The sequence below is a fragment of the Jeotgalibacillus proteolyticus genome (genome assembly GCF_002926065.1).
In the GTDB taxonomy this organism is placed as follows: Bacteria; Bacillota; Bacilli; order Bacillales; family Jeotgalibacillaceae; genus Jeotgalibacillus; species Jeotgalibacillus proteolyticus.
The window spans coordinates 308,435-323,689 of sequence record NZ_PREZ01000005.1; the positions used below are offsets into that span (position 1 = coordinate 308,435).

Sequence of the window (15,255 nt, forward strand, 5' to 3'; positions counted from 1 at the left end):
GTCTTCCCCCTTTGAATATCAGACTATTCCAATCAACTGTGCTTAATGGTCTACTGTTTTGCCCGAACCGATGGATTCATTCCTTGCGTCATCAATACCATATTTTTTATCAACTCTATCACTGACAAACGCGTTTACAAAAAGAAGGATAATAAAAATTAAAACTGCCCCCTGAGCTCCCATATAGTAATGGACCGGAAATCCATTAAACTTGATAGACGACAAGCTTTCCGCAAACATTACCATGCCAAAGGAAGCAATAAATCCTATGGCCAGATAAATCATAATTAAGGTTGTACGAGTACGAAAATAAGCGTCTGCCACTTTCTTATCAATTTTTTTCACTTTATTTTCTCCCCCTTCAGTTTCAGCCTCTTAAGTCAAAGATAAATGTGATCGTATCCCAAAATGGCAGCGGGACTTTGATAATTTCAATCAGCAGATAGCCTGCAAGTACTGCAAAGGGCAGGGCGAACCACCTTTTCTTTTTCAGCCTCAATCCGAGAACCACCGAAACAGCCGTGATAATAGCAAATCCCCATACCAGCATTTTTTCACCTCCTCAAATTTGAAAGCGTTGTCATTTTAAATTAAAAAATTTAATGAATATTCAAGCTTTTCTTATTATTCCTATAATCCATCCCCGATGTCAAGGTTAGTAGTTAATACTAAATAAGACTTAAGTCCTTGTTTGGGGTATACTATATCCTCCATACAGCCTTTTAATGCTATATTAATTATATTTCAGATACGTATTGTCTTTAAAAATTCTGTCATTTTCCGTTACAAACTTTCTTTAAATTCTAATTTAAATTAAATTTAAAGAATATTTATTCATCCTATTTTTTAACTTTTCTATTTTAAGCTGCTTTTACTTTAGTACAATTTTATCATTTTATTAAATTTGCTAAATTTATTGGGATGATGATTCATCTCCATTTTTTCACCTGTTTTCCATTTGCTCATATACTATTAGCAATTGCGATTAAAGGGGTGCAGGAATATGAATGGACAGTCACAACAGACAGTTCAATTAACGAGTATGTATGATCCGTATGTTTACCAGACGTTATCTGGTGTAGTCGGCAACAATATTGTTGTTCAAACCATTCGCGGGTCACTGCAGGGAACTTTAACAAGCGTTCTTCCTGATCACATTGTAATTGAAATTAACAAGACGCCATTCTTTATCCGGACACAGCAAATTATCTGGGTATCCCCTTCCTAAAGATTCCTTTCTCATATCCTCCGCTATGTGAACATACACATAGCAGGAGGAATGTGCAAAGGAGGAATGAATGATGTTTAAGCGGGTCAATAAAATAGCGATTGAACTTCCGAATCCTGAATATGGGGATGCGAATGCAGCTGCAGCTGTTCAGGAGCTTTTAGGCGGGAAATTCGGAGAGATGTCGACTCTCAATAACTATATGTATCAGTCCTTCAACTTTCGTCAAAAAGGAAAGCTGAAGCCTTTTTATGATCTTGTGGCAAGCATCACAGCTGAGGAGTTTGGCCATGTAGAGCTTGTCAGCACCACGATCAATCTCCTTTCAAAAGGAACAACCTTCACAGCGGAACCCGATCTGACACCTCTTCAAAATGCGAAGGATATGCGAAACACCTATTCCTTTATAGCAACCGCACAGACCTCCCTGGCAGGTGACTCAATGGGAAACCCCTGGAGAGGGGATAATGTTTTTTCAAGCGGAAATTTAGTGCTTGACCTTCTTCATAATTTCTTCCTTGAGATAGGGGCAAGAACACATAAAATGCGGGTTTATGAAATGACAGATCATCCTACAGCCAGGGAAATGATCGGTTATTTGCTTGTGCGCGGAGGCGTTCATGTTCTGGCTTATGCCAAAGCACTTGAAATTGCAACCGGCGTTGATCTGACTAAAATGCTTCCCATACCAAGCCTTGATAACCGGGCATTTGACCACGCGAGGAAATATGAGGAGCAGGGCGTCGGGAATGTCCTTTTTACTTGGAGCGACGGTGATTACAAGGATATCAGAGCCATCTGGAAGGGAACGAATCCAAGCAATGGACAGCCGCTTGTTGTACAGGAAGGAATGCCTGAAGGAGGCACTGTTCCTGATTTAGACGATCTGCCGGAAGAATTTGCTCCCGGGATTGGAAAAGACGATTATGACCGGATTGTCAAAAGACTGATGGAAAATATGTAGCTCTTTGCCTTTTTCATGTGTAAAGCCCCTCCCAGCTTTCTGTGGTATGATTAAACAAACGTTTAATAGAAAGTGGGAGCAGGATGAACGGACAGCAAAGAAGCAGCATCACGCCTGGCATCGAGGTAGATATTGTCCTGAAGCAGGACCAGCGTTCAGGCAAACTGACCCGTGGAACCGTAAAGGATATTCTTACGAAGTCTCCTTCACATCCTCATGGAATTAAGGTAAGGCTAGAAGACGGACAGGTCGGCAGAGTAAAAAATATTCATACGTAAAAAACACGCAGATCCCCTAACCGGGTGTCTGCGTGTTTTCATTTATTCTCCATTCCTCAGGCAAAAGCTCCTGATACAGCCTCGATTGAAATCTGTCATCTATTAAAAGCAAAATCCCCTGGTCTTCTTCTGTCCGGATCAGTCGCCCCCCTGCCTGGAGAACTTTATTAATCCCAGGGTACACATAGGCAAAATGGTAGCCGTTTTTCCCCTGCTCCTGAAAATACTTTTTCATTTGATCCCGCTCCGGGTTCAGCTGAGGAAGACCGACTCCGACAATTGCTGCGCCTGCCAGTTGATCTCCGGGCAGGTCCACACCCTCAGAAAAAATCCCTCCCATAACCGCAAAGGCGATAATATTTTGTTTTTCTTTAAAGGAAAGTAAAAACGCCTCCCTCTCTTCTTCTGTCATGATCTTCGATTGGACCATCAAATCATAGCCGCTCAGATCCATTTGCTCACTAAACCGGTCAACAGCTGCTTCCATATAGGAGTAAGAAGGAAAGAAGGCAATAAAATTCCCTTTCGCATCCTTCACCCCCTGCTCTATTGCATTTAAAATAGAGTCAAGCGTTCTTTCCCTGTCCCGGTATTTCGTTGAAATCGAATATGTCCTGACATCAATTTGTTCTTTTTTAAACGGAGAAGGGATAGCGATCCCATAGTCCTCAGGCGCTCCCCCAAGCATTTGCCTTACATAGGAAATAGGTGCAAGCGTGGCAGAAAAGAAAACTCCCGCGCGATAAGTCTTTGTCGTTTCTTTAATAAATAGGGAAGGATCCATACAGACAATTTTTACTCCAACGTCACTTCCTTTTTTCTCAACTAAGAAATAAAAGCGCTCATCCATTGACTCCATCACATGAAGCATGCGCTGTGCGGCAAAATAAAGGTCAATTACTTCCTGATCTGTTTCTCCAGAATGAACGCGTTCCTCCGCTGCTTCATAAAAGGTCAGTAAAGCTAGTTTCCACTCATCCGGGGCATCGTCAAAAATCCGGTAGCGCTCTTCCCCGCATTGTTTTTTCAAATCAAGGCAGGCACGGTTCACTCCTTTTGCTGCTTTTTTAAGGGCAGGAGTGGCTGAAGCTGATTTACTAAGCGCAAGGAAGGTAGATTTTTGAATAGAAGCTGAGTACATCTCCCTCGCCCGGTCCACCAGATTGTGCGCTTCATCCACCAATAACACTGTTGAGCGCTTTTGCTCCCCCGCTAAGCGCTTTCTTGCTACACGGGGATCAAAAACATAATTATAGTCCCCAATCATTACATCGGTGATATAGGATAAATCCATTGAAAATTCAAATGGACAGACGCGGTGTTTAAAGGCATATTGCTCAATAACCGTCCGGGTCATACTCAGCTCGTTACGCATAATATCCAGCACCGCTTCATTGATGCGGTCAAAATGACCGTCTGCAAACTCACAATATTCCTTTTGGCAAATGGTTTTCTCCTGAAAGCAGATTTTATCCTTTGCCGTTAACGTAACAGCTGACATTTTGAGCCCCTTTTCCTGCATAAGAGAAAAGGCTTCCTCAGCTGTTTTCCGTGTGATGGTTTTCGCAGTGGAGTAAACCGCCTGGTTCGCATTCCCTTCTCCAATTGATTTAATCGCAGGAAAAAGAGTTGAAATGGTCTTTCCAATTCCGGTGGGTGCCTGTGCAAACAGCTTTCCTTTTTCCGAGATCGTCTGATAAACAGCTCCCGCAAACCTTCGCTGTCCTGTCCGAAACTCTTCGTAAGGAAAAGCAAGTGACTGAATCGATTCATTCCGTTTTAGGCGAAGCTCCTTCATCAGCTTGGCAAACGGCGCATAGCATCGCACCATTTCTCTCACCTTTGCTCTTAGCGAATCAATTGTCCAGTTTTTCAAAAATCTCTTTTCTTCTTTCGTAATTGTCTGTACATAGGTAACTTGAATATCGATTTCTTCAAGCTCCTTATCCTCACAAACAATCCATGCATAAACAGCAGCCTGCGCAACGTGCACCGCACTTGGCTCCTCAATTTCTTCGAGGAGTCTTGCAGTCGATTTGATTTCATCAATGATAAAACGATTATCTCTTAACAGGAGACCGTCGCATCTGCCCTCCAGCTGAAAAACAGCTCCCTCTGCTTCCAGCTCTTTGGCCAGGTGAAGCTCTTTATGGTCCTGCTCTGTGTAGGTTTGCTGAATCGCCTGATGGATTTTCGTCCCTTCAAGCATGGCTGCAGCACTCCCAATTCCTGCATCGATACTACCGCTTCTGTGAACATATTCTGCGAGCCGTCTTGCTGAAATTTTAATTGCGTCTGACATTGCAACCCACCCTGTTCTGATCCTTATTCCTTTAAGTTTACCGTTTTTTTACCTAAAAAAGCCACTCACTGCATTAGTGAGCGGCATGACTTATTTTCTTTTTACAAATAGGACCTTTAAGTAATCCCCTTCTGTAAAAGAAGAAGAAACGGCAAAATCCTCAGGCAGTGTGTGCGTTTCTAAAATTTCATACTTTAATCCTTTTTCTTTAAAGGCTTCATCAATAAAGCGCTGGAATTTTTTCATTGGGACATTCGCAGCATTCGTTGAAGCAACGATCACTCCATTGTTTTCTGTAATATCAATGGCCTGCTTCATCAAATTCTTATAATCCTTTGCTGCACTGAATGTATTTTTCTTGGATCGCGCAAAGCTTGGAGGATCCATTACCACTAAATCAAATTTAATCTCATTTTTAACCGCATAGTTAAAATAGCGGAAGACATCCCGCACTAAAATATCCTGTGCTTCATAATCAATCCCGTTCATGCTGAATTGCTCAATTGTCTTAGGAACACTGCGATTTGCTAAATCAACACTTGTTGTTTTAACCGCTCCGCCCAAAGCAGCAAATACTGAAAAAGCGCCTGTATAGGAAAAGGTATTTAATACGGTCTTCCCTTCCGCATACCGGTCACGTATTGCCCGTCTTACATCACGCTGATCTAAAAACACGCCTACCATTGCACCTTCATTTAAATAAACGGCAAATTGAGCGCCATTTTCTTTTACAACAAGAGGAAATGACGGTCTTTCGCCTTTAATGAAGTCATCATCTTCCACATAACGGCCCTTTGTATCAAAGCGCTTTTTCCCATAAATGCTTTTATAGGATACAAGCTCCTCAAAAGCAGAGAATAATTCTTCTCTCATTAAATAAATGCCTTCACTGTACCAGGTAAATAAATAATGACCATTAAAATAATCAATCGTAAGGCCGCCTAAGCCATCTCCTTCTCCGTTAAATACACGAAATGCATTGGTGTCAGAGCTCGAAAACCATTTTTTCCTGCGTCCGATGGCCGCACGTAAACGATTTATAAATAATAGTTTGGCTATTTCCTCGTCCTGCTCCCAGGTGACAAGCCAGCCGATTCCTTTATTTTGCTTCCCCTGAAATCCTTTGGCGATAAACTCGTCCCTATGATCAGTCAAAATCAGGATATCTCCTTCTTCTCCAAGCTGGGAGGGATCCTCAAGCATTTCAGCTGTCAGCAGCGGATAGCCGCTTTTGACTTTATCAGTAAATTTTTTCTTTAATGTGATTTTGTTCATTTTTTCTCTCCTCAGGTGCCCCTTTTATCTTTTGGGCAAGTGCTCTTGCACTTCCCCATCATAGCTGAGGAAGCCCTGACAAACAAATTCTGTCCTAACGATCCTCTGAATCGTTCTTTTCTATATATGTTTTTAATTTCTGCAGATGAAATAATTCTTCCTTTGAAATCATGCGGACAATCATCCCCTTAAAGAGGCTTCTGGCAAGCCCTTTTGTTTGAATTGTCCCATCAAATGTTACAAGGGTATGCTCACCTTGAGGGGTGAAGGTGTAGCGGAATGTAATTTGTACTCCGTTTTGTTCGCTTGATACGGCGTAGGAGGCATTTGGTGTGTATTCAACTACTTCGAGGATGGATTGTACCCTTCTGCCGCCGAGGTTCCGGATTTCTTCGTATTTTGTCCCCTGTGCTACGGGACCGTCTGTCAGTTTTTTGATTTCTTCAACCTGGTCCATGATGGCTGGTGAGTTTTCCATGTTTACAGCGATGTTAAAAACGTTTTCGATTGGTTTTTCGATGACAATTTTTTGGTTTAGTGCTCCCATTTGAGTTCCCTCCCTAGGTGATGAGTGCTTGTATGGCTTTATTATACTTGGACGGTGAGTTTTTTGTTTAGTTGGGGGCTGGGTGGAAAAGCTAAATGTGAGCAGGAAGTCGGCGTTTCTGCCTATTGAAGGTTTGTTACATTCTTGTTACAATTGTGGAAATTGTATTTCTTATGAAGTTTTTGGCGTTTTATGGAAAGAGGTTACTTTTAACCAACATGTTCTAACGTTCTAAAGTTATGAGCTTGTGTTCTTAAGGAAACGTGTTGATTTCCGTTGCAGGGGGATGCTTTCCGCGGGGCGAGGCTTGAGCTAACTTGCTAACGCAAGTGGATCTCAAGCTCCCGCTCTATCCCGCAGGAGTCACCCCCTTCCACTTCAATCAACTCCTGAATAAAAGGTGAAGGTTCTTCGGAAATTGGGTGTTAAGAAGGTATACTCCTATCCAACATGTTCCACCATTCTAAAGTTATGAGCTTGTGTTCTTCAGGAAACGTGTTGATTTCCGTTGCAGGGGGATGCTTTCCGCGGGGCGGGGCTTGAGCTAACTTGCTAGCGCAAGTGGATCTCAAGCTCCCGCTCTATCCCGCAGGAGTCACCCCCCTTACACTTCAATCAACTCCTGAATAAAAGGTGAATACTCTTCGGAGGTTGTGGGTTAAGGGGTTAAGTCCCGTTGATTATTGAAAAGTTGAATTTCACCAGTCAATGGTCAAAATATAGAAAGTTTTTGTTTTGTCATGGGAAAGCCCTCTTCATGGGGCAGGTTGATTCCGGTTCTTTTGCCTTTGGGAAGCTTAGCTTGAATAGAAGGGGTTGTTTTCGTTTGAAAAGAGTAATTAAAATTTCGCTCGCTTTGGCTGTTCTGCTGGTGCTTTTGGGGATGGTTCGAAGTGAATACCGATATAAGCAGGTTGAGATAAAAGAACGGATGGATGAGATTAATCCGGCACTACATGAGGATGTATCGTATCTTGATTTTTTAACGTACCGTGTACTTAAAAACGGGTCTGCCCGTGTGGCTACTTTGGGAAGCAGTGTGACAAAAGGGGTTGGAGCAAGTGTACCCGGCAATTCGTGGCGTGCGCTGCTGCAAAGCGAAATAAGAGATTCAAGCCGTCCGCTGCAGCATGTGACGATTTCAAACCATGGTCATTCCGGCTATACATCGGTCAGACTGCTGGAGCAGGATGTAGTAGATAAAGTCATCTCAAGCCGCCCTGATTTGATTATTTTGGAAACCTCAGTGATTAATAATTATCGCCGTTCTGTTTCTTTGCCTGATACGAAATCGTCTATTGAGCTGCTTTACCATACATTTAAGCATGAGCTTCCAGAGGCTGAAATATTGTTTATTTCTCCTAATCCTATATTAAAGGAAAACATTGACCCTTCCGGATTAAATTCATTAGGGCTGACATTTGAAGAATATGTGGATTATACGAAGCAGGTTATTTTAGCGAATGATTGGAATTATTTTGACACACATGGTCATATGCTTGCCGAAATGGAAGCACAGGGTTTAACGAAGGAAGATACGCTGAACGATATGATACATCCGAATGATCTTGGCTATCAGATCTGGTTTAAGGAGCTTTTTACAGAAGCTTTGATAACCCCTTATTATGGCCAGCATCGTTAGGATAAAGTTAAATGGAGCATATCAATATGTCTGAACCACTCTCATCCGGTTCACTGCGCTTCAGGCGGACGCTTTCCGCGGGGCGGGGCTTGAGCTAACTTGCTTTCAGCAAGTGGATCTCAAGCTCCCGCTTCATCCCGCAGGAGTCGCCACCTTCCGCTCCGTTCACCTCACGTTTCTAAAATTATCGTTATATCTTAGACAATTAAATTTTTCTCAAACCAAATTAGCAAATAAAAATGTCAGCAGAATCGGTGCGATCCATAATAGTGGAATGACGTTTGTAAGAATCATCTTCTTCCAGTTCCGCTTATGGTAAGAAGACCAGCTGATGGCGATTACGATTAGTAAAATGACCGGGTAGGCGCCAATCGCATATTCCGTAATAACCCCCGCTATATTTCCCGCCTGGGCATTTTCATCCTGACCCATGACAGTCAGTCCAAAAAACATGAACCAGACAGGCAGAAAGATAATGTAAAAACCATGGCTTGCCCATAGCAGCAGGGCAGCTTTGTTGTTTTTCATTTGTGAAAATCCTCTTTTCTCTTCATTTTCTAACGGAAAATAGCAGAAGGAAATCTCCGTACCCCTCTTCTTCAAGCATGTCCTTTGGAATAAACCGAAGAGCTGCAGAGTTGATGCAATATCTCAGACCTTCAGGCTTTGGTCCGTCTTCAAACACATGACCTAAATGAGAGTCTGCATCTCTGCTCCTAATTTCTTTGCGGGTATGTTTAGTCGATACATCCCACTCTTCCCTCACCATTGAAGGTGTAATCGGCTTTGTAAAGGAAGGCCAGCCACAGCCTGCATCATATTGGTCTCTTGAGCTGAATAAAGGCTCCCCCGAAACAATATCTACATAAATTCCTTCCTCCTGGTTATCCCAGTACGCATTTTCAAAAGGCGGTTCTGTTCCATTTTCCTGTGTAACGAAATACTGCATAGGCTCAAGCTTGTTTTTTAGCACGGTACGATCCTTTGGCCAATACCTGCGCTTGAATTCCTTTCTTCCAGAGCCTTGATAATAGAGTGAATACCTAAACGGATTTTTTAGATCGAAATCCTGATGAAATTCTTCTGCAGGATAAAAATCTGCCGCTTCTTTAATTTTTGTTATAACCGGTTTTTCAAATCGCCCGCTCTGTATAAGGGCTGAACGTGATGCTTCAGCTGCTATCCGTTGCTCATTCGAATTCGTAAAGATGATGGACTGATAAGCAGGACCCCTATCGGTAAATTGACCGTCTTCATCTGTTGGATCCGTTACTGTCCAAAAAATCTCAAGCAATTTAGAATAGGGAATCTTCGTCGGATTGAATGTGATCTCGACCGCTTCGACATGTCCGGTTTCGCCCGATTTAACAGCAGAATAGCTGGCATCTTTTTCGGCGCCGCCTGTATAGCCGGATACAACCTTTACTATACCCTCCAGTTCAGTAAAAGGGCGGACCATACACCAAAAACAGCCGCCGGCAAAAATAGCCTTTTCCATACGCACATCCTCCCATTTTTTTCTCTTTCTATCATATAGAGAATAAATGAAAACAACAATTGATCGGTCCCCAAGTTTACATTTCTTCTGGAGCAGCAACACCAAGAAGACGCAATCCTTCTTTAAGTGTAATTTTAACACTTTTAATTAATTGAAGGCTTTGCTCCTGCTTTACTTTGTTTGATTCCTTAAGGATGCTGGTACGGGCATAATACTGATTAAACAGTTGAGAAAGATCAATGCAATATTTCGCAATTTTTGAAGGATCCCAATCATCTGCAGCCTGTTTTATGGTTTCTTCAAATTCACTGATCTTCATAATTAGTGGACGTTCCGTTTCTCCAAACGAATCAAATGTTTCGTACAGTGCTTGCGATGAATGTCCAGTTGCTGTCTCAGCTTTTTTTACTAATGTACTGGCTCTGGCATAGGCGTATTGTACATACGGACCGGTTTCCCCTTCAAACCTTAGCATATCCTCAAGCTCAAAATGAACATCATTTTGACGAAATACCTTTAAGTCATGAAACATGACAGCTCCAAAGCCTACCTGCTGCGCAACCTTTTCCTTATTAGGAAGTGAAGGGTTTTTTTCATTGATCGCCTGTTTAGCCAAATTAACCGATTCAGCCAGAACTTCCTCCAGTAAAACAATTTTCCCTTTTCTTGTTGACATTTTTTTGCCGTCCTTTAGCATCATTCCAAACGGAACATGAATAAGGTCATCAGCCCATATAATCTTTAACTTTGCCAGCACTGCTTTTAATTGTTTAAAATGGAGAGATTGCTCATTCCCCACAACATAGACTGATTTAACAAAATTGTATGTTCCCTTACGATAAACTGCTGCCGCTAAATCTCTTGTTGCATAGAGAGTTGCCCCGTCTTTCTTTTGAATCAAACATGGCGGAAGGGCTTCTTCCTCTAAACGAATAACCATTGCTCCTGAAGACTCCTCAAGTAATGCGGCTTCTTTTAACTTTTCAATGACCCCTTCCATTTTGTCATTGTAAAAAGCTTCTCCATTATAAGAATCAAAGGTAATATTCAACTGATTATAGACAATAGAAAATGCCTCCAGGGAAACCTCACGAAACCACGTCCAAAGCTCAAGAGCTTCTTCGTCTCCACCCTCAAGCTTCCTAAACCACAAACGGGCTTCCTCTTCCAGCTCCGGGTATTTCTCAGCCTGTTCATGAAAATAAACATAAAGCTTGTGCAGCTCCACAATCGGAGATTTTTTTACTTTGTTTTCGTCTCCCCATTTTTTATAGGCAGTGATCAGCTTGCCAAATTGAGTTCCCCAATCCCCGATATGGTTAATTCGAATTGCCTTATAACCGGTTTTTTCTATTAGATTCGCCAATGCATTTCCAATGACTGTAGAACGCAGGTGACCCATTGAAAAAGGCTTCGCAATATTCGGGGAGGAAAAATCAATCGTTATCACTTGTCCTTTCCCGGTATCCATTTGGCCATAATCGCTTCCTTTTTCTAACACTTCATTTAATACAACAGCAGCGTACGCTTTAACATCAAGATACAAGTTTAAATAGCCGTTTACCGGTTCCGTCTTTTCTATTCCTTTAACAGTAAATTCTGAAGATAAATTGGAGGCAATTTCAACTGGAGACTTTTTCAGTTTCTTAGCTAGCCGGAAACAAGGAAACGCAAAATCACCCATCGTAGTAAATTTCGGTTTTTCGATCCAGTCCTCTATTTCCCTGATTGTAAATTCCTTTCCTATTAATTGAGTTAATTCTTCAGCGATTTTTTCTTTCATGGTTCTTCCTCCTTTTTAAGCTGGTCCAGTATGAACCTTTAAACGAAAATAAAAAAACATCCGCCCCTCTGCAAAATTTGCAGGAGACGAATGCTTTGATCCGCGGTACCACTCCAATTGAATATCTTTAAAGACATTCCATCTTATGCAATTAACGGCTGCATGAAGCCGGCAGCGCCTACTCGAGTTCAGCGGTGCATCTCACAAGTGCGCTTCAAAAACAGCTTCTGCGCCAGGCTTCCACCCTCCCCGGCTCTCTTTTGCTTTGCTGCTTTTTACTCTCTTGCTCTTCGAATTTGTGCTATATTTCCTTATTATATCCATGCCCAGTTGAAAACTCAATCCATGCTTTATTATTAATCTCGAATATGAAATAATTGAAATTAGGGGTTTTTAAATGTATAAAAGTGGTATACAATAAAAAACGAAACCTTTCACCACGGCAATGATGAAAGGCTGCGTCAGAAATCTTAATTTGTTTTAGGATAGGTACTTGCTAATTGGGAACGCAAAGTAGCTGTCAGAATCTCACTGGTGTATGGTTTGACGGCTACACTTTTTTTTGAGCCCTGCTTTGTTTCGGGAATTTTAAGCTGCATTGTCGGATCATCTCCGTCCTGAGTAAGATAAATCACAGGACACTCAGAATACTCCCTGATCTGACGGTACCAGTAATAGCCATCGAAATAAGGAAGATTCACATTTAAGAGAACCAGGTCAGGCTGTTCTTCTATAAAATGCTCAATGATCCGCTCAAAATCTGTGATGGGAATTGGTTCATACCCATTACCCTTCACCTGTTCAGTCAAATCTAGTCGAAGATCGTTGTTGTCCTCAATAATCATTACCTTTTGCATGTAATTCCTCCTTCCCCTATCCGTACCCCCTTTAAATCTTCTGCATCACAGTGCAGTTTTTATATTTATTTCCAGGATAAACAGTTTGCTCAGATGTGCTTTTTCAGACTTGCTTTCCTTTTTACATTTCAGGAAAGTGAAAATAAACACTTCTTAACTATTATTCTACTATTAAAGGCTAATTCCCTTTATTTAATTGTAAAGTTCATTATCTCATTGTTTGAACCTATTGTAAAAAATAAGTGCCTTCTTTTCCAATAATAGGGGATTGAAACTCGAATTCAAGTTAAATAAAAAAGCCAATCTTAACGATTGGCTTTTTTTCGATTCACTTAAGCTCCAGATACTTCTCAATAAAAGCAGAAGGATGCTCCTTAACCTTATATGGAAACAAACCCTTAATCGTATGAATATAAAGAAGTCCATAGCTTTGACGGCTGGACTTATAAGAAATATCAAGAATTTCAGCTAACGGGAACTGATTTGCGTGATCAACAATCCGGTTTTCAAACAATTGAAGCTCATGAGTATGTTCAATAATATGCTGCTCTTCCCATTCAATCTTACGGGTAATGATAGTATATCCGTGTGATGCCAGTGCTTTAATGGAGCTCCCTCCTTTACTAGACCTTTTGGAGTACTTTGGTTGGCTTTCTTTCAAGTGATAATCTGAATTGTTTAGGTGTCATGCCAATCTGCTCTTTAAAGACTTTTGTAAAGTAGCTTTGGTTACAGAACGAAAATTGCTCAGATATTTCCGCAATATCCCGCGAAGAATATTGCAAATAGTATTTCGCCTCGCTTACCTTGCGGCTGTTGCTGAATTGTTTTACCGTCATTCCTGCTTCCTGCTTAAATAGCTTAGCGAGATAGCTGGGAGAGATATCAAGCTTTTTAGCTACGGCATCTACTTCTATTGCCGTTTCCAAATGGCGGTTAATGTATTCAGCAGCCTGTCTGACAAGCGGATGGTTAAAGAGCGGGTGAAGTCTTTCATTTATCATATCAATTAAATGGCCAACGAGCCACTTTCCTCCCTCAATCAACTCCGATTCAGTTTTCCAGGAATAGATGATTTCTATACTCGCAGAGCTGAAACAAAAAATTTTAAGAGGAGATATGCCGAATTTCTTTATTTCGTTAGTAAACAAAGCAATCTGTGTAAGGTAAAAACGGGGGAGAGCGACATGAAGATCAAGAGGTGCCCGGACATGAAGGGTTTCCTGCAGCTTCTTCATCACTTTCTCAGCATCACTGACTGCACTGGCTAAAACGGCACGCATAAGTTCTTCCTGAAGCTGAAAAAAGCTCACAACTTCTTTATAATCTTTCGTGACTTCTATGTCACGTATATACAAACGGGCGAATTGTTCATCATATGTTAAATCTTTCACTAAATATCCTCCTTGAAAATCTATAAAAGCTTTCAAACTACAATTTTAATATTAAATTATTTGGCATGTATTGTAAACAATTAATCCTTTCTCTTTGTATTTTTATTATTATTTATCTTCAAGACGAGAGATCTATCTAGTTATTACCTTCATAAAGATGACTATAGTACTTATAATATTTCTTATTCTCTCTATATTTAAAGCATATACTCCTCTTCTGTCCAAACTGATACTATTTCCGACAACATAGTCAATTAAATTAATTTTGTTACTTTAATTGTAAATTTATAATATTAAGTCTTATTTTCTATTATAAAAAAGAAAACGTTCATGTATTCCTCTACCCTCCTAAATCATTTTCTGAGAAAGAATTTAAAAATTTATAAAAATACTGTTGCTTTTATTTTTATACATACTATAATGTGTCTATCCTATTTTTTCGGAGTGATGGTTATGAAGGTTGGAATTATTGGTGCTTCGGGTTACGGAGGACTTGAGCTTATAAGACTTTTACATGGTCATAAGGAAGTCGAATCAATTGACCTCTTTTCGTCTTCAGAGGAAGGGAATATTTTTTCTAATAAATATGCACATTTAATGAATATTTACGATACTCCCCTTCATAAAATTGATTCTGGTCATCTAGCAAACTTGGACGTAGTATTCACAAGTACACCGAGCGGCGTTTCAAGCAAGCTGCTTCCTTCTCTAATTGGAAAGGGACCCAGACTGATTGATCTTTCCGGGGATTTCCGCCTTCCTGAAAGAGAATATGAGAAGTGGTACAAGAAAGAGGCAGCTCCGACAGATGCACTGGAGGAAAGTGTATACGGATTATCCGAGTGGAATCGTGTTCAAATAAAGGAAGCCTCCCTCATTGCAAATCCCGGGTGTTATCCCACTGCAGTTCTTCTTTCCCTGCTTCCTGCTGTAAACAATTCGTTAATCAATACAGATAATCTAATTATTGATGCGAAAAGCGGAGTTTCTGGTGCAGGAAATAAACCTGGTCAGATCACTCATTACAGTGTGGCAAATGAAAATCTTTCAATCTATAAGGTAAATCAGCATCAGCACATTCCCGAAATCGAACAGGGGCTGGAGCTTTTTGCCCGAAAGCCGCAACCCATTACCTTTAGTACACATCTGGTCCCAATGACCAGAGGCATTCTGGCTGCAAGCTATGCACCTCTTGCAGATGGTGTAACAGAACAGCAGCTAATTGATTGCTATAAGGAAACGTATAAGGATGAAGCATTTGTCCGATTTAACCAGGATGCTTCACCGTTTGGTACAAATCAGGTTTACGGCTCAAATTACTGTGATATTCAGATTCATGTTGACCCGAGAACAAACCGGGCAACGATTGTGGCTGTCATCGACAATTTAGTAAAAGGCGCTGCAGGCCAGGCCATCCAGAACATGAATATTCAATTTGATTTAGATGAATCCACCGGACTTTCGGTTATCCCATTATTTATTTAGCT

The 15,255-nt window shown here is 41.0% G+C and carries 16 protein-coding genes and 1 other annotated feature; of the genes, 5 read left to right on the forward strand and 11 right to left on the reverse strand.

Annotated features, from left to right (window positions below; all coding sequences use genetic code 11):
• Positions 1 to 42: 42 nt before the first annotated feature.
• Positions 43 to 345, reverse strand: coding sequence for a DUF4212 domain-containing protein (locus C4B60_RS14615; RefSeq protein WP_104058760.1), 303 nt, complete (start codon positions 343 to 345; stop codon positions 43 to 45).
• A 22-nt stretch (positions 346 to 367) separates the two neighbouring features.
• Positions 368 to 550, reverse strand: coding sequence for a hypothetical protein (locus C4B60_RS14620; RefSeq protein WP_104058761.1), 183 nt, complete (start codon positions 548 to 550; stop codon positions 368 to 370).
• A 453-nt stretch (positions 551 to 1,003) separates the two neighbouring features.
• On the opposite strand from C4B60_RS14620, the gene C4B60_RS14625 reads away from it, so the two are divergent.
• From C4B60_RS14625 to C4B60_RS14635, 3 genes are all read left to right on the forward strand, one after another.
• Positions 1,004 to 1,228 (forward strand): YuzF family protein, encoded by a 225-nt coding sequence (locus C4B60_RS14625; RefSeq protein WP_104058762.1) that lies wholly within the window; start codon positions 1,004 to 1,006, stop codon positions 1,226 to 1,228.
• Positions 1,229 to 1,301: 73 nt separating this feature from the next.
• Entirely contained in the window at positions 1,302 to 2,192 is an 891-nt protein-coding gene (locus tag C4B60_RS14630) for a manganese catalase family protein (protein WP_104058763.1), read from the forward strand.
• 83 nt (positions 2,193 to 2,275) lie between these two features.
• Positions 2,276 to 2,470: a YwbE family protein gene (locus C4B60_RS14635; RefSeq protein ID WP_104058764.1), complete on the forward strand. Its 195-nt coding sequence runs from the start codon at positions 2,276 to 2,278 to the stop codon at positions 2,468 to 2,470.
• A gap of 16 nt (positions 2,471 to 2,486) precedes the next feature.
• Here the strand turns inward: C4B60_RS14635 and C4B60_RS14640 are convergent, their stop codons facing one another.
• The 3 genes from C4B60_RS14640 to C4B60_RS14650 form a co-directional block, all read right to left on the reverse strand.
• Positions 2,487 to 4,772, reverse strand: a complete 2,286-nt coding sequence (locus tag C4B60_RS14640) for a helicase C-terminal domain-containing protein (RefSeq protein WP_104058765.1) — start codon at positions 4,770 to 4,772, stop codon at positions 2,487 to 2,489.
• A 90-nt stretch (positions 4,773 to 4,862) separates the two neighbouring features.
• Positions 4,863 to 6,047 carry a class I SAM-dependent rRNA methyltransferase gene (locus tag C4B60_RS14645; protein WP_104058766.1) on the reverse strand — a complete coding sequence of 395 codons (1,185 nt, stop codon included), beginning with the start codon at positions 6,045 to 6,047 and terminating at the stop codon, positions 4,863 to 4,865.
• 94 nt (positions 6,048 to 6,141) lie between these two features.
• Positions 6,142 to 6,594, reverse strand: coding sequence for an SRPBCC family protein (locus C4B60_RS14650; protein WP_104058767.1), 453 nt, complete (start codon positions 6,592 to 6,594; stop codon positions 6,142 to 6,144).
• Between the two features lie 826 nt (positions 6,595 to 7,420).
• Here C4B60_RS14650 and C4B60_RS14655 point away from each other — a divergent pair.
• A complete protein-coding gene (locus tag C4B60_RS14655; protein WP_167578677.1) occupies positions 7,421 to 8,236 on the forward strand; it encodes an SGNH/GDSL hydrolase family protein in 816 nt (271 codons plus the stop codon).
• 216 nt (positions 8,237 to 8,452) lie between these two features.
• Here C4B60_RS14655 and C4B60_RS14660 read toward each other — a convergent pair whose 3' ends face one another.
• The 6 genes from C4B60_RS14660 to C4B60_RS14685 all read right to left on the reverse strand — a co-directional run bounded on the left by C4B60_RS14660 (position 8,453) and on the right by C4B60_RS14685 (position 13,768).
• Positions 8,453 to 8,764: a hypothetical protein gene (locus C4B60_RS14660; protein ID WP_104058769.1), complete on the reverse strand. Its 312-nt coding sequence runs from the start codon at positions 8,762 to 8,764 to the stop codon at positions 8,453 to 8,455.
• Between the two features lie 22 nt (positions 8,765 to 8,786).
• The gene (gene msrB, locus C4B60_RS14665) at positions 8,787 to 9,734 is read right to left on the reverse strand and encodes a peptide-methionine (R)-S-oxide reductase MsrB (protein WP_104058770.1); all 948 of its coding nucleotides are present in this window, start codon (positions 9,732 to 9,734) and stop codon (positions 8,787 to 8,789) included.
• Between the two features lie 76 nt (positions 9,735 to 9,810).
• Complete coding sequence (gene argS / locus C4B60_RS14670) at positions 9,811 to 11,517, reverse strand: arginine--tRNA ligase (RefSeq protein ID WP_104058771.1); 1,707 nt, start codon at positions 11,515 to 11,517, stop codon at positions 9,811 to 9,813.
• Positions 11,518 to 11,596: 79 nt separating this feature from the next.
• Positions 11,597 to 11,817 (reverse strand) — a binding site (T-box leader).
• A 170-nt stretch (positions 11,818 to 11,987) separates the two neighbouring features.
• Positions 11,988 to 12,374, reverse strand: a complete 387-nt coding sequence (locus C4B60_RS14675) for a response regulator (RefSeq protein WP_104058772.1) — start codon at positions 12,372 to 12,374, stop codon at positions 11,988 to 11,990.
• A 328-nt stretch (positions 12,375 to 12,702) separates the two neighbouring features.
• Positions 12,703 to 13,035 carry a hypothetical protein gene (locus C4B60_RS14680; RefSeq protein WP_104058773.1) on the reverse strand — a complete coding sequence of 111 codons (333 nt, stop codon included), beginning with the start codon at positions 13,033 to 13,035 and terminating at the stop codon, positions 12,703 to 12,705.
• Positions 12,998 to 13,768 carry a helix-turn-helix domain-containing protein gene (locus tag C4B60_RS14685; RefSeq protein ID WP_104058774.1) on the reverse strand — a complete coding sequence of 257 codons (771 nt, stop codon included), beginning with the start codon at positions 13,766 to 13,768 and terminating at the stop codon, positions 12,998 to 13,000. Before C4B60_RS14685 ends, C4B60_RS14680 begins: the two co-directional genes overlap by 38 nt.
• A gap of 453 nt (positions 13,769 to 14,221) precedes the next feature.
• On the opposite strand from C4B60_RS14685, the gene argC reads away from it, so the two are divergent.
• Positions 14,222 to 15,253: an N-acetyl-gamma-glutamyl-phosphate reductase gene (gene argC / locus C4B60_RS14690; RefSeq protein ID WP_104058775.1), complete on the forward strand. Its 1,032-nt coding sequence runs from the start codon at positions 14,222 to 14,224 to the stop codon at positions 15,251 to 15,253.
• Positions 15,254 to 15,255: the final 2 nt, after the last annotated feature.